This is a genomic window from Shewanella sp. SM74 (assembly GCF_025653725.1).
In the GTDB taxonomy this organism is placed as follows: Bacteria; Pseudomonadota; Gammaproteobacteria; order Enterobacterales; family Shewanellaceae; genus Shewanella; species Shewanella oncorhynchi.
Genome location: NZ_JAKKRZ010000009.1, coordinates 17,076 through 35,658, shown reverse-complemented (window position 1 = coordinate 35,658; position 18,583 = coordinate 17,076). Strand labels below are relative to the sequence as shown.

10 protein-coding genes are annotated in these 18,583 nt (G+C 44.0%); 4 read left to right on the top strand and 6 right to left on the bottom strand.

Translation table 11 applies throughout. From position 1 onward, the window contains the following. Positions 1-958: 958 nt before the first annotated feature. Positions 959-1,954: a formate transporter FocA gene (gene focA, locus L5M49_RS11280; RefSeq protein WP_263266087.1), complete on the top strand. Its 996-nt coding sequence runs from the start codon at positions 959-961 to the stop codon at positions 1,952-1,954. Between the two features lie 154 nt (positions 1,955-2,108). Here the strand turns inward: focA and L5M49_RS11275 are convergent, their stop codons facing one another. From L5M49_RS11275 to cysK, 4 genes are all read right to left on the bottom strand, one after another. Continuing rightward, positions 2,109-4,823: a TonB-dependent receptor plug domain-containing protein gene (locus L5M49_RS11275; RefSeq protein ID WP_263266086.1), complete on the bottom strand. Its 2,715-nt coding sequence runs from the start codon at positions 4,821-4,823 to the stop codon at positions 2,109-2,111. 694 nt (positions 4,824-5,517) lie between these two features. Further along, positions 5,518-6,516, bottom strand: coding sequence for a TDT family transporter (locus L5M49_RS11270; protein WP_173244152.1), 999 nt, complete (start codon positions 6,514-6,516; stop codon positions 5,518-5,520). Between the two features lie 152 nt (positions 6,517-6,668). Further along, positions 6,669-7,742, bottom strand: a complete 1,074-nt coding sequence (locus L5M49_RS11265; RefSeq protein ID WP_173497362.1) for a methyltransferase — start codon at positions 7,740-7,742, stop codon at positions 6,669-6,671. A gap of 202 nt (positions 7,743-7,944) precedes the next feature. Next, positions 7,945-8,913, bottom strand: a complete 969-nt coding sequence (cysK, locus tag L5M49_RS11260; RefSeq protein ID WP_113940761.1) for a cysteine synthase A — start codon at positions 8,911-8,913, stop codon at positions 7,945-7,947. Positions 8,914-9,163: 250 nt separating this feature from the next. Here cysK and L5M49_RS11255 point away from each other — a divergent pair, with 250 nt between their 5' ends. Both L5M49_RS11255 and L5M49_RS11250 read left to right on the top strand, forming a co-directional pair. Then, positions 9,164-10,363, top strand: a complete 1,200-nt coding sequence (locus L5M49_RS11255) for an RDD family protein (protein ID WP_173497361.1) — start codon at positions 9,164-9,166, stop codon at positions 10,361-10,363. Further along, positions 10,360-11,481, top strand: a complete 1,122-nt coding sequence (locus L5M49_RS11250; protein ID WP_105252150.1) for a beta-ketoacyl-ACP synthase III — start codon at positions 10,360-10,362, stop codon at positions 11,479-11,481. Before L5M49_RS11255 ends, L5M49_RS11250 begins: the two co-directional genes overlap by 4 nt. 99 nt (positions 11,482-11,580) lie before the next feature. On the opposite strand, the gene L5M49_RS11245 is transcribed toward L5M49_RS11250, so the two are convergent. Further along, positions 11,581-14,022: a carbohydrate binding family 9 domain-containing protein gene (locus L5M49_RS11245; RefSeq protein ID WP_263266085.1), complete on the bottom strand. Its 2,442-nt coding sequence runs from the start codon at positions 14,020-14,022 to the stop codon at positions 11,581-11,583. Positions 14,023-14,166: 144 nt separating this feature from the next. Continuing rightward, the gene (gene cysZ, locus L5M49_RS11240; RefSeq protein WP_263178560.1) at positions 14,167-14,946 is read right to left on the bottom strand and encodes a sulfate transporter CysZ; all 780 of its coding nucleotides are present in this window, start codon (positions 14,944-14,946) and stop codon (positions 14,167-14,169) included. A gap of 197 nt (positions 14,947-15,143) precedes the next feature. Between cysZ and smc the strand changes: the two genes are divergently transcribed. Next, on the top strand, positions 15,144-18,560 hold the full coding sequence (gene smc, locus L5M49_RS11235; protein WP_263266084.1) for a chromosome segregation protein SMC: 3,417 nt from the start codon (positions 15,144-15,146) through the stop codon (positions 18,558-18,560). The last annotated feature ends 23 nt before the right edge of the window (positions 18,561-18,583 follow it).

Here is an 18,583-nt window from a genome sequence, read left to right as displayed (position 1 = left end):
TAACATAGGTCTGTCGCTATCGCATCTTAAACGGCTTGGTTTATGCGCTGTTAATCCCAAATTTGCTAGCTAGGTAGCATTTTTTTACCACAATAGGGAATACGGCACGCTTTTTAAGTTGGTGTGACATCTGAACCCCATTATCTCTTAAATCAGCCGTCCTATATTGTTCCCATTTACTGTCCACCTTTAGCGAGGATAAATCTATCCTCGTATAGGCTGATTTTGATTGGTGGGAGTCTCGGCTCGATAATGGGAGCTGTCACAGTAGGCGCAGTGGTTATGATATTAAAAATAAGTTTGATGTTAGCTATTTGTATTAATTTATTTTTATTTGCTAACTTAGTGTCGATTTAGGAGACGTCATGTCATAACGCCATCAAATAAAGCATGCAATGCTTAAATCATTCAGGAAGGGTTAAAGAGTGGCTAAATACAGTAGTTTGCTATGATGCAGGCAACTTGTTACTTGCTGTTGGACTAAACTGTAAATGCTAAAGTATGGGTTATAGTGGGTTCAATTTAATGAATACCGAGAGACACGCATCAAGCTCTTGGTCATTTAATGTGTCATTGCTGAGGTTAACTTGAATCTATAGCGCATTAATTTAAGCGTTAGTTCGCTAAATATGAGATGGAAACGTGCAGGATTTGCATCGTATACCATCTTAATTAAGCCACATTCTCGCGATGAAAATCGTGTCATCATGGTAAGACCAATTAACCTTTTGTGTTTTTGGCTTCAAAGTTTTCACATTTTGGGTGTGAATAGCATCACGCTTTAGCAATATCTGCTTCACAGCATAAGCGCGTTGTATGATACAAAGCGAGACTTTAGTGAATCATCATTTAAGCAAATCATTATCTCGGTTTTGATTCGTGTTATCTGCGCAATGGCGCTGCTGGAGATACCTATGCTACGCGTTCAAGTTTGTTTATCTGAAGTTGGAGTTATGCAATGAAAAGCCCAAATCCATCGTCATCAGTTCCAACTGTGACAAACAGCGCACATGAAGCGCCACAGGTTTCAGCTCATTTTAGTTGTTACAATCAGGCTGAAATTTACGGGACAAGCAAAGTGGTTAAAGCACCTTGGCAGTCCTTTGGCTTAGCCGTATTTGCTGGCGCATTTATCGCTTTAGCCTTTGTTTTTTATTTAACCGTAACCACTGGCGCAGGCGATGCGTCTTGGGGTTTAGTTCGTTTCGTTGGCGGAATAGCCTTTAGTTTAGGTTTAATTTTAGTGGTTGTTTGCGGTGGAGAACTGTTCACTAGTTCTGTGCTCAGTACCGTCGCCTGGGCACAAAAACAGGTCACTAGCGCTGAATTACTCAAATGTTGGTGCCGCGTGTATGCCGGCAATTTTGTCGGCGCCATGTTGATGGTTTGCTTGATCACTGCCGCAGGTATGTATGAGCTAGATGGTGGTAATTGGGGATTAAATGCCCTTAAAGTGGCACAGCACAAACTGCACCATACTTGGATTCAAGCCTTTAGTTTAGGCATTTTATGTAACATGTTGGTGTGTTTAGGTGTGTGGATGACCTTTGCTAGCCGTGATGTGCTGACTAAATCGTTACTGTTAATTTTACCTGTGGCTATGTTCGTCAGTAGTGGCTTTGAACACAGTATCGCTAACCTGTTTATGGTGCCTATGGGCATGATGATCCAATCAATCGCCAGCCCAGAGTTCTTCGTGTCTTTAGGGGTTACTCAAGCACAATTTGCCGATTTAACCGTGGCAAACTTTATATTCAATAATTTAATACCTGTCACCCTTGGCAATATTGTCGGTGGCGGTGTGATTGTTGGTTTAGGTTATTGGTGGATAGAGCAGGGTAAAACGACGTCAAGCGATCCACACAAAGCTCACCATGAACATTTTTCTGCACCACATTCACATACTGAAAAAACTCAGCATCAGAGTGAGATTAAGCTGACTAAACATTCCTAGAACGCCTTTAATTATTAGTCTGAAGTGAAAGTGCCCAGCAGGTAGCTGGGCATTTTTTTATGTCGGTTTACTATGATGTGTAAATAATGAAGTAAATAAAAACGGCATCCGAAGATGCCGTTTTTTGATTAGGTTCTAACTAATAAATGCGAGATTAGAATTTAACTTCGCCTTCGATAAACCATTCACGACCACGCGCATCATATGATGAGCGGTTATAGTGTGGCCAGGCTGTATCTGTTGGATCAAAGTTTGGTCCAGCATTAAATAAGTTCATTACACCGCCAGTCACTTTAATTGCGTCTGTGATGTTATAAGCTGATGTTAAGTTCCACTTCGTTTGTGATGCAATTTCGTTTGCACTTTCATTGAATGCCAAACCTTTATCTAATGCAGCTTTTTTAAACGATTTATATCCAACACCATGCATTCTTGCTGTGTGGTAAGCACCTAAAGTTGTTTCAAAATCGTTTATATACCAACCTAAAATGATATTGGCTTTATATTGCGGTAAACCACCATCATCGATGTCATCATCAATTGCTGCTGTAGGATCTGTTTGTACTTCAGAAAGAAGAATATAAGTACCATTAAAGTTTAGTTTTAACTCACCAAAGTCAGCGACATCCCATCCATAACCAGTGGTTAAGTCAATACCACGAACTTTCTGATAAGCAAGGTTTTGTGCGACGGTATTAATGTGAGTAATGGTACCTAATGCGTCACGGGTGATCATGTTTGCATAAGTTTCATATTCACGAGCAGCTTTGCTTGCAGAGATGTCACTTACCATGTCATCCAGTTTCCACTCCCAAATATCGAGTGAAGCATTTAAGCTATCGCCACCATAAACAGCACCTATGTTGGCTGTATAGCCTGTTTCAGCGCTAAGATCTTTGTTAGCACCAGTAGTGATATCAATATTGAGTTCATTACAGATTTTGTTCAGTGTTGGATCTGGATTTTTCTGAGATGGAGTTCCACCTAGAGCTTGGCACTGTTTAAAATCAATGATATTGCTATATGCTTGAGTTGCATCTCCATATACGCGATGCATATCTGGTGCGCGGAACACTTTACTGATAGAGCCACGAACTAATAATTCATCAAGTGGACGATACTCTACGGTTAATTGAGGCGACAAATTTCCACCGAAATCATCATATCGGTCATAACGTAAGGCCGCATCAAGTGTTAAGTCCTCAAGAACTGGAAGCTTTAATTCCATATAGGTTGCCCAGTATGAACGCTCACCAGCACCTGATGAACCACCACGGCTTAGAATATTGCCTTTAACAGATTCTGAGTCAGATTCTGATGAGTAGTCTTGAGTGGTATATTCTGCCCCAAAAGCAAAGTCAGCTGAACCTGCTGGCAGTTCAAATGCTGGACCTGTGATATTTGCTTGAATATTTTTTTGAGTTGATTGAGCTTTTTCAAACGGAGTGTACGCTATACCGCTGACATCATTTGTGCTGATTGGCGCAAGCAGTGATTTACCGTCAGTGCCTTGAGCTAGATAATTAAATAATCCACCAACAGTCGCAAAGCCGCTATTGAATACATCCACATTAGTACGGCCGTAATTTACGGATGTATCCCAACTATAATCATCAGCGATCACGCCTTCCAAGCCCGCGGTGAAGAAATAGTTACGGGTACTTGTTTCTCCTGCGCGGTTGCCGAATTCGTGCAAACGACGAATATAGTTGTAGTCACCATTTTCGGCATTTTTAAAATCTCCACCAAGACCTGTATTCTTGTCGAATGTTTTTGTCAGTGAATCATCTAAATCAACGCCTAAAGTTACTTTGTCTCCTGCAACATTGACTGTGTAGTTATCGATACCCATAGGTTCGATACGTGTTGTTGATTTTGCTTCTGCAAAATCAAGACGTCCTACAAAGTTCAAATTATCTGCAAGTTCATAGTTAAAGTTCGTTGAACTGATAAAACGGGTGCTTTCTGGTGATAGATCGCGCCACTTTGAGCGATCAAAGCCACATGCGCTACCTGTCCAAAGAAAACCGCCCGCTTCGCATTCACTCGCAGTGAGGGCACGTTGGCCTTTTGGTGTCGCTCCACCAGCAGGTTTTTTACCTGTAATGCCAGCCCCATATGAGCTGTATTGTGAATATTTACTATAAGGTACTTTGTCTGTATCTAATCCAAAAACAGCTCTATCAGTTGCATTCAAACGCTCAGTATCAGTAAATTCGATGAAGGTTGAGACGTTACCACGTTCGGAAGATGAACCCAGAGATAGCGCAATTCGATCGCTTCCACCACCGCCTTCAGTAGTATCACCATGTCGATATTTTAATGCGACGCCATCAAAATCTCTTTTTAAAATAATGTTTACTACGCCACCAACAGCATCTGCACCATAAATTGCTGAACCACCAGATTGTAATATCTCAATACGAGCAACAGCTTCCATTGGTAAGTTTGCGGTATCAACAAAGTTGTCTGTACCACCTGCTGGTTTAGGATATTGGTTGAGACGTTTACCGTTAATCAATGTTAGCGTTCTGCTTGCACCCGCATTACGTAAACTGATTGATGACGCAGCTGGTGTAAAACCATGTACTGATTGAGTTGTCATTGCTCCTGTTGTTGAAGTCAGGCTCTGCAATGCATCTTGTACGTTAGTAAAACCTTGTTTTGCCATATCATCAGCACTTAGTACTGTAACTGGGGTTGCGGTTTCCATATCGGTACGCTTAATACGTGAACCTGTTACTTCAATACGTTCAACTTTGGCACCATCTTCAGCTGCATATACTATCGAAGTGGTTAACGCGGCAGTAGCTGCTCCGCTTATTAATGCAAAGCGAACGGCTTTGGCTAATGTAGAATTTGCACGCATTTTATTCTCCCTTAACACATGTTGTATGTTTATTTTTTATTTTTCTTAAATGGTTACTTATGTAAAGAATTAAGCTCTCATTTAATTGAGTTCAGGATATAACCACAAGAAAATAACAAGTGCAACATTGGTCATGCTGGAGTTTTGTTTAAAATTTGTTATTTACTCTCTTTTTAAAATGCAAATATAAGTAGGGTGTGTGTGTGATCGGTGGCAGATAAGGTTTTAATCTGAGGGTTTTGTTTTTTATTTGGCTTTTTTGTTTTTATTATTGGTTTTTTGTGTTTTTTTATTGTTGCTAATATTTTGTTTTATTGTGTTTTAATTTTGTTGTTTTCAATAATAGTTTGAAACTATTTTATGTGAAAAAGTAAAAATTAATAACGATATGGTTTGTCATTTCATATATTTTAGATTGGATGATTGAGGAGTGTTATCAATAAGGGTTTTCATGCGGTTTAATTTTGTATGGTGATGTTTTTACACCGCGTCAGTAAGCTAGAAGTAAAATTATGGAATGAAATGTTGTAAAGAATAAAAACTAATCAAATACTATTTCTGATTATTTAATTTTGACTGTTTAAATATAAAAGCGAAGTGAATATCTATTCACTTCGCTTTCGGTTTATTGTTTAGTTTTTTGAGTGAACAATTCATTTGTATGGTTAATTATTTTTACAAAAAGCTGTTCTGTTTATTTGCTATTTAGAACTGATTTGTGCTCTACCACGTTAAATTGCAGTGGAAAGTAGTGTCCTAAATAACGTAGGGCGACATAGGCAACCACTAAGGTGGCGATTACCAGTTCGAATTCTGCTAAGTATTTTATCCATATCGCTAACTCACCCATGTTATTGAACTGCGTTAACCAAGCTGCGGTTTTAAAGAGGGCGGTTGCACCGATCACCATAGGGAAGGTAAAGGCTGCGTAGCCTGGGCTAAAGGGCAGTTTTAGTAGGTGAAAGAAGGCCAAGTAGATGATGCTGGTCATCAGAATGGCGATGCTCAGTAGTAAGGCGACTAAGGGGATTGATGCCTGCTCACAAACAGTCAGATAGCCCGCGAGTGATAAACTGGCGGGAGCTGCAAGAATGGCAATGGTTGGTTTAGCGGCATCAGGTATCGTCTGACAGAAAATGAGGCGATAGAGCATCAAAGGCAGCATGATTAAGTAGGCTAACATTCCAAAAACCAAAATGGCGTTTGCTAACCATTGGTAATCAGACACAGGGAAAGACACCGCCGCGACGATAATGCCAATCGGTGGTACAAACCAGCTTGGAACCATGTGCTCGAGTTTAAAATCGATGGCGCGAAAGTAGATAAACGCGCTTAGGAAGATCACATGGATACCAATGGCTACTAGCCACAGAGTTAAGCCTGCATGGGGGAAATAATCGCCGAGTGATTTAGACACCACCATCAAGCCCATGGCGAAGGTGGGGATCACACTACCAATCACTGGGTGGCTTAGCTCGTCCTTTAAAATATTAGGATGAAGCATGAATTTACCCATGAGCAATAACAGTAACACAGAGGCTATGATGGCCCCTGTGAGTTGTCCTGCGCCATTAAGTGAAGGTGTCATGTTCTCCCATGTCCAACCTAAGCTGGCAATTGCCAGTGCCAACCCAGCCATAGGGCTGGGAAGTTTAGCTGCGTGGGATGTCCAGCGTTTGCGTTTTGAAGTCATTTTGAATACCTCTCAATACTGACAATGCTTAACATCGCTTTTTTGGGGCGCTGTTTTGATGTATTTAGTGTACTGCGGGTATCAATGATAAATAAATTTGATTAATTTTATTCATTGCATAAGTTTTGTTTACTTTGATGTTGCTATTAAACTTAAGGTTTGAGTTTACAACGTAGTAGCGTGTGCCCTAGGCCAAGATTGTCTGTGTCTTCATCCACATACAGTCCCGCTTGGTGAAGCAGGGCCAATAAATCCTTAGAGTGATACATGCGGCTATTGCCATTGGCCATGGCGCTGAAATAGAGGCTAGTGGCATTTACGCAATAGGCGGAGGCGGCCGATGGCTGTCTATCCCAAAAGGTTTCGACGATAAAGAGTTGGCTGCTTGATGTCATTGCCTTTGCCGTGCGTTGTAAAATGCTCAGGATTTGGATTTTTGAGAAGCAATCCAGAAATTGACTCATCCAGTAAGTATCGGCGCCTTCGACAAAGGGTAGTGAGTCGTCTAGCAGATCGGTGGCAAAGGTATGCACGCGTGCTGCAAAACCTCGTGCGAGTGCATTTTGTGTGGCTACCTCTAGTTGACCCGGAAAATCCATAATCGTAACTTCAACGTTTGCGTCATAATCACAGCAGCTCAGTGCCCATTTTCCGGTATTGCCGCCTATATCCACTAAATGGATTGGCTTATGGGCAAACACTAATGGTAGAAGCTGTGGAAAGGCATGATCCGAATAGTAATGATCGAAGGCAAACCAGCTCTGTTTCGCTTTGGGTGGTAGATCTTTTAAGGCGGGATAGATGGTATTCCAGTCACCGAACACCTTAAGTCCTGCGGCCTTGCCTTCGAGTAGCGCGGTATCAAGGTTAAAAAGGCCTTGATAGCAAACATCCTGCACAAAGTTAAGGTTGATGGCTGCCATGTCGTCATGGAGTAAAAAGTGCCCAGTTTTGTCGAGCACATAGCCATTTTCATGTTGCCAAACGAGACCCATACTGAGCCCCATATCCAACAATACCCCCAAGGCATATTCACTCAGTGGGGTGGATTGGCTTAACTCGGCCGCAGTGATCCCATGTTCGGCCGCTTTATCTATTTGGGCTAGCACATCGAATTTGAGTAGGCAGTGGGCGACTTGGAAACTAATGGGGCCAAAGGCAATTTTTTGAGCTTCAAACTTTGCATTGAAGGCGCTGATGTTACTTGGTGTTCGGTAAAAAGACATAAAAAGGAATGAATTGGCGAGCGGGTCCGTTCTTTATAACCAAGTTAGCCGTGAAAGCCAGTTGAGATACAAAGAACTATGAGCTGTATCCAAACTTGAGCAGTAACTTGTTTATGCTCTGTAATCGAGATCTAAATAATGGAATGCCATAAATAAAAATACCCAGCCAAAGCTGGGTATTTTAAGGACGATAAAACGTCGTTTATTGAACGTTTTCTTCGTCGCCGAATTGGCCTTGGAACAAGACTGAAGATAGGTAACGCTCGGCAGCCGATGGCAAAATCACCACAATGGTTTTGCCTGCAAACTCTGGCAACTCAGCGATGCGGTTGGCGGCGACAACGGCGGCACCCGATGAAATACCCACTAAAATGCCTTCTTCTTGCATTAAGCGGCGGGCCATGTCGATGGCTTCATCGTTAGTAACAGCTTCAACACGGTCAATCAATTCTAAATCTAAGTTACCTGGGATAAAGCCAGCACCAATACCTTGGATTTTATGCGGCCCTGGTTGCACAGGTAAACCCGCTAAGGTTTGAGCTATAACAGGAGAATCTGCTGGCTCAACCGCAACTGAGGTGATGGTTTTACCGGCCACTTTTTTCAAGTAACGGCTTACCCCAGTAATTGTACCGCCAGTACCTACACCGGCAACAAACACATCCACTTCACCATCGGTATCATTCCAGATTTCTGGACCTGTGGTTTTTTCATGGATTTCTGGGTTAGCAGGGTTATTAAACTGCTGCAATAAAATGTATTTTTCAGGAGCCGATTGGCGAATTTCTTCCGCTTTATCAATGGCACCTTTCATGCCTTTCGCGCCTTCAGTCAGCACGAGAGTTGCGCCTAGGGCTTTGAGTAGCTTACGACGCTCTAAACTCATGGTATTTGGCATGGTCAGGGTCAGTTTATAGCCACGGGCCGCGGCAACATACGCTAATGCAATACCTGTGTTGCCTGATGTCGGCTCAATCAGCTCGTGATTTTTTGTTAATAGACCTTTCTTCTCGGCATCCCAAATCATATTGGCACCGATACGGCATTTAACACTGAAACTTGGGTTACGGGCTTCGACTTTGGCCAGCACTTTACCTTGGCTAACACGGTTTAAACGTACTAGTGGTGTATTACCAATAGTATATGAATTATCTTCGAAAATTTTGCTCATGGATTGCTTGCTCCTATGTTGGCACTACTGAATCATAATCTGCTGTGGCGCTTTTAGAAGTGATTGTTTGTTCTTCTTTATTCGATTTGGTTATTAAAGGGTGTGCTGTTATTCGCAAACCCTGATTGGCAGCCAGTTTAACTGTGTTAACCTCTTGCTAACATAAAAAAGATTGTGGCATTAACAGGGATAACTTCTTGATGTCTCAATCGTAAAACTAGCCTATCACTCGTATCGGACAAGCGCAAAGATGAAGCAGCAACAAATGGATCTGGGTAAAGATCCAAAAACGATGGTAACGCCAAAGGCATTTACCATTGCAGCAGCCGTGTTATATACCCCATTGGCGACACCGTTGAAGCGGATGTTAGCCATACTGATTGATGGTTTGCTGATCACTGTGTTAGCTGAACAGATGGATTGGATGTTTGTCTTGCTGGTGGTCAGTATTATCTGGATTGAAAAGCGCAGTCGTAAGTTTGGTCGTTTATTAAAGTGGGGACTTTATGCCCTGATGTTGGTTTTTATGTTGCTGACAACCGCCAATAATCTGTTTGATTTTAATGGAACAGACGTTAAAAGCAGTGAGGGAGTAGAGCAACAATTGGCATTAGGTGAACAAATCATTACGTCACTACCAGCATTGATGTCGTTGAGCCAGTGCAATAATTATGCTTGTGGTAAAACTCAAGTTCAATCCCTACATGAAGCGATAAAAAGCGCTTCAGTATCAAAGGGCATGACAGAAAATGATCAACGTGAAATGGTGCTAGAAACCATAGCCAACAGTAGTTTGCCTGCCGTAGACAGTGAAAAGTTACAGGCGGAGGTGCTTAATGGCAGCCTATGGCCTGTTATTACACTTCCTGTTGAGTTGGCGACAACAGATTCTCCGCCTGAGCCACTTCAGCCTATTCAAGCTATTTCGCCGGATGTACAGCTGCAAAGTGCGGCTGATGCAGTGAATGTGAGCTCTTCGCAATATTCTCGCCTCAGAACCGTTGATGAAGCTACAACCCATAGTGTTGTCGCTTGGGTGAAAGGCTTTCTGAGTGATATGGGGTTGGGTTTTGGTTGGGCAGCGTTTTACTTTACCGTCTTTACTGCACGATTTGATGGTCAAACCTTAGGTAAGAAGATGTTGGGCATTAGGGTGATCCAGCTCGATGGTGCCAACATCAGTTTATGGGCCGCGTTTGGCCGTTATGGTGGCTATGCCGCAGGCTTTACTACTGGCTTACTTGGCTTTATGCAAATATTTTGGGATGCCAATCGGCAGGGGATCCAAGATAAAATATCTTCAACAGTCGTGATAGACTTAGTGCAAATGCATAAAAAGCAACGATTAGAGCAACAAGCGCAGGGGCAAAATGAGTTAGCACCTGTGCTTACGAGTGATGATGCATCCTCTGCTCACCTTACAACCAGTACCCGTTTGGAGCATTTATGAAACAGGTCGTCATTTCGGGGAGTGGCCTATTTACGCCGCCCCACAGTATTTCCAATGAAGCCTTAGTTGAGAGCTTCAATGCTTATGTGGATATTTTTAATCTTGAAAATGCAGGCTTAATTGAGCAAGGCCATGTTGCGGCTTTGTCCTATTCATCGAGCGAGTTTATTGAAAAAGCCTCAGGTATCAAGCACAGATATGTGATGGTGAAAGAGGGCATTCTGGATCCCGAAGTCATGATGCCGCTAATTCCTGAGCGCAGCAGTGACGAATTATCTATGCAGGCTGAGATTGGCCTTGAAGCTGCCTTGATGGCACTAAAGAATGCCAATCTCAAAGCTGAGCAAATTGACTTAGTGATTGTTGCCTGCGCTTATACTCAGCGTGCGTATCCTGCTATGGCAATTGAAATTCAACGTGCACTGGGTACGCGGGGTTATGGTTACGACATGCAGGTAGCGTGTTCATCGGCGACGTTTGCAATTGTCGCCGCGGCTAATGCCATTGCTACGGGTTCTGCCTCAAGAGTGCTAGTGATCAACCCTGAAATTTGCTCGGCACAGGTGAATTATCGCGACCGTGACAGCCATTTTATCTTCGGTGATGTGGCGACGGCTCTGGTACTGGAAGAACAAAGCTTAGCCCAGTCTGACCATGTGTTTAAGATCATCTCAAGCCGCTGTTTTACCGATTACTCGAACAATATTCGCAGTAATTTCGGTTTCTTGAACCGCTGCGATCCGAGTGCGGCCCATCAAGCCGATAAGTTATTCCACCAACAAGGGCGCAAGGTATTTAAAGAGCTGTTGCCGATGATTTACCAACATTTGGATGAACATCTGGCCGAACAAGCGTTAACGCCACAGTCCTTCAAACGTTTGTGGTTACATCAAGCGAACATCAACATGAATCAGTTTGTGGTGAGAAAGTTGCTTGGGGATGATGTGTCAGCGGAACAAGCGCCCGTGGTACTAGATGAATACGCCAATACGGCTTCCGCGGGTTCTGTTATTGCATTTCACAAGTTTTCCGGTGACTTTAAGACTGGCGATTTAGGTTTATTGAGTTCGTTTGGCGCAGGATATTCTATTGGCAGTGTTATTCTGCAGAAGGTCTAAGATTCTCACCGCCATAATAAAAAGCCCACATCGAGGAAGATGTGGGCTTTTTATGTCAGTTGTTTGCCTAAGTTGCTTTCTGTTTAAGGCAATGATTGTTTATAGCAGCCATGCGTAACTTAACTTCATAAAGTAGGTTTTCTCGTCCCGCGTCAGGCGGCTTAACTCATCATTAGCCTGCAAACTATCAGAGTATCCAAGGTAGAACACACTCTGCGGATTGAGTTTATAACCGTAGAGGAGTTCATTACCTAAATGCGCTTCCTCACTCTGAGGCGCCGAATATAAATACTGCGCCACATTGCGATTTATCCGGGTGTAAATGCTAGAAAGGCGAATAAAACTGTGTAGACTGAATTGCCAGTTGAGGCGTACATCGCTCAGATTAGCGGTAAAAAGCGCACCTTGTTCCACATCCATTTGCTGATAAAGATGGGAGATATCGATAGAAAGTCCATTAGCAATTTTCCAATTGATATTCGGGTTCATTTGCGTTTTAGTGCCCAGCCTATCATTGATAAAATCAATTTCATCGCCGTAGTACATTTCAAGCTCCATACTCAGGGGCGATAACGGGGTTACTGCGCCATAAAACCACACTTGGGTTTCATCATATAGTTGACTATTTCCGGCGATAGTGAGCTGTGAAGCATTGCGGCGAGGGCCCACACGTTCACGGGTTTCTACACCAAAGGTGATTTCGCTTTGTAATGCGCCGAGGATTTCGATGTAGGCTTCATACTCTTCTTCAAGTCGTTCGCCTGCTTGGTTATGAGTGATATCCCAATCTCCCGCTAATTCCACCTTGTTAAAGGTGCCCGTAGGATACCAAATCAAACCCGCACCAGCCTCAAAGGTGCGGTAATCGATTTTTTCGACAAAGCCTAAATCGGCACGAAAATCGGGATCAACTGCGTTGTATTCACTGTAAGCAAACCAATTTCGCTCTTCGTGTTTAAAGGTTAACTGATATAAATTGCCGCCAAAGCGGCTATCAGATTGGCTACGTAATACTTGTTCGTTGAGTTGGCAGTGACCGAGTTCGCAATCAAGCTGAGATTGGCCACAGGGCAAACCATTACTAGGGTCATTTTCAGTATCAGTACAAAATTGACGATAAACTCCCGTGGGGTACTGAGTATCTGATTGGGCCACTTGCGCAGTGAAACTGTCCTGTGGTGTTGGTTGATATTTCGCATCCAGACTAATGACATAGTTGTGGTAATCGGGTTGGCTGTTAATCCCATAGTGTGGGTTATTTGCTGTACCATTGTGAGTGTTGTCACTGCTCGTTTTCGCGGTAAGTAATCCACCGATGGAGAAGGTTTTGCTCATGTCGAAACGATAACGTCCCGCAAGGTTCACACTTTCTTGATCAAGCGAGGCAACCTCTGAGCTTAAATTTCCCGGTACCAAAAACGTGGTTTGGCTATCGTTACTCGCTAGCAGAGCTAAGGTGTGATCATCGCTCTTACTTGTCAGTTTGATACCATAGTCAGGTGCAACAATATTGCGGGTGTGCAGCAGATTCACCTGTGTGTCGAAATAGTCTTTATTATCCAAAAAAAACGGCCGTTTCTCATCATAGAACAAGGAGAAAGTGCTGTTCACATCGAGCTGGCCAGCATCGGATTCCACTTGGGAAAAATCGGGATTAATGGTGGCATTGAGTAAGGTGCTGGAATTAATGCCCCAGCGCAAGTCTACACCTGGCTCGAGATTGTTATCAGCTTCCCAGCCATCCGCCTGTTTATGTTCGTTACGGTTGGCGATAAAAGTCGGGGTGATTTGTACATCCCGTCCTTGTTCTGCCCCCGCCAAGCCAGAAGCCACACCTAACTGACAAAGTTGACAACTCGTATTACGGTCAATCTTATGGGTCGATAGGCGATGTTTTTCATTGCGTGGATAATAACGAATTAACTCAAAGCCCCATTCTTGTAGGCTTTTCTTGTCGTCAAAGTTGAACAGTCTCAGTGGTAATTCAACTTCGACCTGATAGCCATCGGCGGTGATCTTGCCTGCGGATTTCCAAATACCATCCCATGCTTCGCTTTCTTCACCCGTTAGTTCGTTTTCAATTGAGTCTAATTGCACGCCAAGGGGATTAATAAAAAATTGGTATGCTAAACGGGCATTATTAAAAGTATCGAGTTTAATTCCGACTAAATCATCACTCCACAGCTTGTCTCTGTCCTTAAGTGTTGCTCGAATGAGTTTGGGATTAATGTCTTTGGCAGTAAATGCTACAAAAAGACTGGTTTTAGTCGCATAGACTCGCGCCTCGGTTTTCACTAATGCGGCAATGTTTTCCCCTGGTTGGGTTTCGTATTTGAGCTCTGTGACTGCGGCTTGTTGCCAAATGGCATCGTCCAACTCACCGTCGATATTGGCAGCACTGTTAAGTGTTGGAATAGCTAACTGAAATTGGCTGGCATAGCCAGCAAGGCAAGTTACAGGTAGAAAAGCTAGACTAGATAAGATGATGGCTAAGATTGATTTCAACAAAAAAGACTCAAATAACACATTCGTGGCGCGCATTTTGCCAGAAAACGTGAAGTTAACAATAGCGAGTAATTGTTACAAGGTTTGCGTTGATTTTGACGAGGCGAAACATGATTGGATTATTGGGTTTAAAAAAATTGGGGAGCAGTGCTGAGCCATGACTCAGCACTGCTGGTGTTACTACTCGGGTGCGATGGCATGGTTGCGATACGCTTCACGATACTTATCGACCCACATGGCCGTCGCGCCACAAATCGCCACTGGCATGACGATAAAGTTGACTATGGGGATCATCGAAAATAGCGTCACAGTGGCGCCAAAGCTAAAACTGGTGCCACGGGTTTGATTCAATGCAAAGCGCATATCTTTAAAACTGACCTTGTGGTTATCGAAGGGATAATCGCAGTACTGAATCGCCATCATCCAAGCGCTGAACAGAAACCATAAAATCGGCGCCAGCGTCTGGCCTACCATAGGCACTAAAAACAATAACAAAAATACCAGTGCGCGGGGCAGATAGTATTTGAGTTTGATCCACTCACGTCCAAGGATACGCGGTAAGTCTTTGATTAAATCAATACCAGAACCGGTATTCAGCTGCTTACCAGTTAACAGCTGCTCGACTTTTTCAGCCAACAGACCATTAAAGGGGGCGGCGAGCCAGTTCATGACGGAGCTAAATACAAAAGCAAGCATCACCAGCATAGTGGTGACGGCGAGTGGCCAAAGTAAAAAGTTTAACCAGCTTAAGTACTCAGGGAGCTGGGCATTCATCCAAGTGAATAGCGTATCTAACTGGCCTATGGCTACATAAATGACGCCAGCAAACAGCAGAAGGTTAATCATTAACGGAATAAATACGAAAGTGCGCAGGCCTTTACGTGTGATTAAACCAAAGCCATCGAGAAAATAATTAACGCCACTTTTGGCTGGGAAGGGCAAGTTTTTTTTCTGTGTCATATCGTTTTTCCAAAAAGTTAAGCGACAGCTATATGCGATTGTGATCAACTCATGGACAGATGACAAGCTAAAAGCCGCATGAATTCAATAAAAAGCGTTACAAAATGCTGCCTGCTTTGTTAAAGTTGCCAGCAGAATGCATTTGCACCGCTCGGCTCATTTTCGGGCCAGACTTCAGAGACGCGCTAACTGGCACCATGAGATTAAAACAGATAAAACTTGCCGGCTTTAAGTCGTTTGTCGATCCCACGAAAATTCCTTTTTTACAGGCATTAACCGCCATTATTGGCCCAAATGGCTGCGGTAAATCGAACGTGATCGATGCCGTGCGTTGGGTGCTCGGTGAAAGCTCGGCGAAGCACCTACGCGGTGATTCTATGGCCGATGTGATATTTAACGGTTCAAGCGCGCGAAAACCTGTGTCTGTGGCGGGTGTTGAACTTATTTTTGAAAACAAAGAAGGTCGCCTCGCTGGTCAGTATGCCAGTTATGAAGAAATCGCCGTTAAGCGCCAGGTGAGTCGCGATGGTGAGTCTTGGTATTTTCTCAATGGTCAAAAGTGTCGTCGTAAAGACATTACCGACTTGTTTATGGGCACAGGTCTTGGTCCGCGAAGCTATGCCATTATCGAGCAAGGCACTATTTCCCGCCTGATTGAATCTAAACCCCAAGACTTGCGCACCTTTATTGAGGAAGCCGCTGGGATTTCCCGCTATAAAGAGCGTCGGCGCGAAACTGAAAACCGTATTCGTCATACCCGTGAAAACCTCGAACGTTTGGGCGATATTCGCAGTGAACTCGGTAAGCAGTTAGATAAACTCGCACAGCAGGCTAAAGCTGCTAAACAATATCGTGAGCTTAAACAGGCCGAGCGTAAGACCCATGCTGAACTCCTTGTGATGCGCTATCAAGAGTTGCAAGATCAGATGGCGAGCCTATCTGAGCAGATAAGTGCTATTGAAGTGCAGCAAGCGGCGGCGCAGTCACTCGCGCAAACCGATGAATTACAAACCACTGAATTGCAAGTGCAACTCGCGCAACTGGCGGAGCAAGAGCAGCGATCGGTTGAAGCCTATTATCTGACTGGTACTGAAATCGCTAAGTTAGAGCAACAGCTACAGAATCAAAAGCAGCGCGACGCCCAGCTCGAAACCCAGTTGGCGCAAGTCAAAGAGCAGATCCAACAAAACACCGATAAGCTTAACGGCTATAAAGCGAGTCTTAGCGCGTTAGAGCTTGAGCTTGCCAAGCTTGGGCCACAGCATGATGAGCAACAAGAGCTCATGGATGAGCTGCAATCCCAATGGGAAATGAGCATAGAACGCAGTCAGCAGCAGGCCGAAGTGGCGCGCCAACAGGCAGCGGATGTTTCTCAGCATAAGTTGCAGCTTGAACTGCGTCGCAGCCAGTTAGCGCATCAGCAGCAATTACTGCAACACAAACAGCAGCAAAGTCGTGAGCAGCAGGCGCAACTTTCGGCGTTAATGGACGGTGATCTCGCATCGAGTATTACACCATTGCAGCAAGATATTGAGTCTTTGGATGATGCGCTCACACTGCAAAATGAAATTAATCATCTGCAAGAACAAAGTGTAAGTGTAAGTACGCAAGCCTTAGATGAAGCCCGCCATAGCGCTGAGCAAATTCAGCAGCAATTAACCGCGACTAAAGCGCGCCATGAGCTGGTTGAACAATGGTTGACTAAGCAAGAACAGCAGAGTGATAAACCGCAGTTATGGCAGAGTTTAACCGTTGAAAATGGTTGGGAAACTGCGGCGGAACTCGCCCTTAATGGCTTGTTGACCTTGCCCGTTGGCGTCACTGAAACTGAAATGGGGTTTCAAGCGTTAGCGTCACAATCAAGCCAAAGTGAATTTTTACAGGCTAAGGTGAATCTCGCCCCTTGGTTAGCGGGGCTTAAGTGGGCAAAGGATATCCATGCAGCGAAAGAACTGCTGCCACAGCTAACATCCGATCAACGGATTGTCACTGCCGACGGTTATCTACTGGGACAAGGTTTTTTAATCACGAAAACAGAGGGCGCCCAGTCACTGGTGCAACTCAGTAAAGAGCAAGCTCAGTTAGCGCAAAATATCCTCGATTTGCAACAATCCCTGCAGATTCGGCAAGACAAGATGACAGATCTTGCGGCTATTTTGCAGCAACAAAGACTGCAACTGACTGATGGCGCGCAAAAATTACATCAATTGCAGTTAGACAAAGCGACTAAGTCGATGCAGCTCAGTGGTTTAATCGAGCAAGTGAAGGCGCGTGTCGAACAGCAAAGTAAACTCGACGCGGCTTTAAGTACGAGTTTGATTGATATTGAACGCTTAAGCGAGCAATGCGAAGTATTAGCAGAACAAGAAATGGAGCTCGATGAGACGCTGCAGGCTAGTGAAGATATTCAGCGGCAACTCATCCAAGGCACACAGGCCGATAGTGTGCGCCATCAAGCATTAAAAGGGCGTATTACTGAGGTAGAACGTCAATTATCAGCCATTGCGACGGGTTTGCAAGCCGTGACGATGCGCATGGCCGTGAGCGCGGAGCAAATTGAATTACAGCAAGTGCGTGTCAATGAACTCATCCACTCCCGCGAGTCTGTGTTAACAGAACTTGCCAAAGTTGCCCAATTGAGTGGGGTGCAAAATAGTGTGCAGCTGACAGAGCAGTTAACGCAGTTACTAAAGCAACAACATGAGCAACAACAGGGCTTAAAAGAGGTTCGTCAGCAGCAAAGTGTGCTCACAGACACATTAAACAGTATAGGAATAAAGCAAAAACAAGAGCTTGGTAAGCTTGAGGACTTGACTCAAAGCCTGAGCACGTTAAAGTTACGTCGTGAAGGAATAAAAGGCCAAGCGAATAGTCAGCTGGAAGCCTTACAGGAACAGCAAATCATTCTGTCTGAAATCCTTGGAAACTTGCCCGCAGAGGGGATGCCAGACAAGTGGCAGAGTGATTTAGATCAAATACGGCAGAAAATTGTTCGTTTAGGTGCCATTAACCTTGCGGCGATCGAAGAATTTGAACAGCAAAGTGAGCGAAAATCTTATCTTGATCATCAAGATGACGATTTAAATAAAGGGCTTGCAACCTTAGAGGAAGCGATCCGTAAAATAGATAAGGAAACCCGAAGCCGCTTTAAGACGACATTTGATTCAGTCAACGAAGATCTCGGACGCTTATTTCCGAAAGTGTTTGGTGGCGGCCGAGCTTATTTAGCGTTAACTGACGACGATTTGCTAGAAACGGGCGTGACTATCATGGCCCAACCACCGGGGAAGAAGAACAGCACAATCCATCTTCTTTCGGGTGGTGAAAAAGCCTTAACCGCTTTATCATTGGTATTCGCCATTTTTAGGCTGAATCCTGCTCCCTTCTGTATGTTAGATGAAGTGGATGCGCCATTAGACGATGCCAACGTAGAACGTTTCTGTCGATTGCTAAAAGAAATGTCACAGAGCGTACAGTTTATTTATATCAGCCATAACAAAATAACCATGGAAATGGCGGATCAACTTATTGGCGTGACTATGCACGAGCCAGGTGTGTCTCGTATAGTTGCGGTAGACATAGAGCAAGCGGTGGCGATGGCTGACGCTGGATAACTAGAAGAAAGACAGGGTAACCA

What these genes read in the sequence shown, in the direction of transcription:
- focA (WP_263266087.1), top strand. Translation starts at nt 959, where the DNA reads ATGAAAAGCCCAAATCCATCGTCATCAGTTCCAACTGTGACAAACAGC.
- L5M49_RS11275 (WP_263266086.1), bottom strand. Translation starts at nt 4,823, where the DNA reads ATGCGTGCAAATTCTACATTAGCCAAAGCCGTTCGCTTTGCATTAATA.
- L5M49_RS11270 (WP_173244152.1), bottom strand. Translation starts at nt 6,516, where the DNA reads ATGACTTCAAAACGCAAACGCTGGACATCCCACGCAGCTAAACTTCCC.
- L5M49_RS11265 (WP_173497362.1), bottom strand. Translation starts at nt 7,742, where the DNA reads ATGTCTTTTTACCGAACACCAAGTAACATCAGCGCCTTCAATGCAAAG.
- cysK (WP_113940761.1), bottom strand. Translation starts at nt 8,913, where the DNA reads ATGAGCAAAATTTTCGAAGATAATTCATATACTATTGGTAATACACCA.
- L5M49_RS11255 (WP_173497361.1), top strand. Translation starts at nt 9,164, where the DNA reads ATGAAGCAGCAACAAATGGATCTGGGTAAAGATCCAAAAACGATGGTA.
- L5M49_RS11250 (WP_105252150.1), top strand. Translation starts at nt 10,360, where the DNA reads ATGAAACAGGTCGTCATTTCGGGGAGTGGCCTATTTACGCCGCCCCAC.
- L5M49_RS11245 (WP_263266085.1), bottom strand. Translation starts at nt 14,022, where the DNA reads ATGCGCGCCACGAATGTGTTATTTGAGTCTTTTTTGTTGAAATCAATC.
- cysZ (WP_263178560.1), bottom strand. Translation starts at nt 14,946, where the DNA reads ATGACACAGAAAAAAAACTTGCCCTTCCCAGCCAAAAGTGGCGTTAAT.
- smc (WP_263266084.1), top strand. Translation starts at nt 15,144, where the DNA reads ATGAGATTAAAACAGATAAAACTTGCCGGCTTTAAGTCGTTTGTCGAT.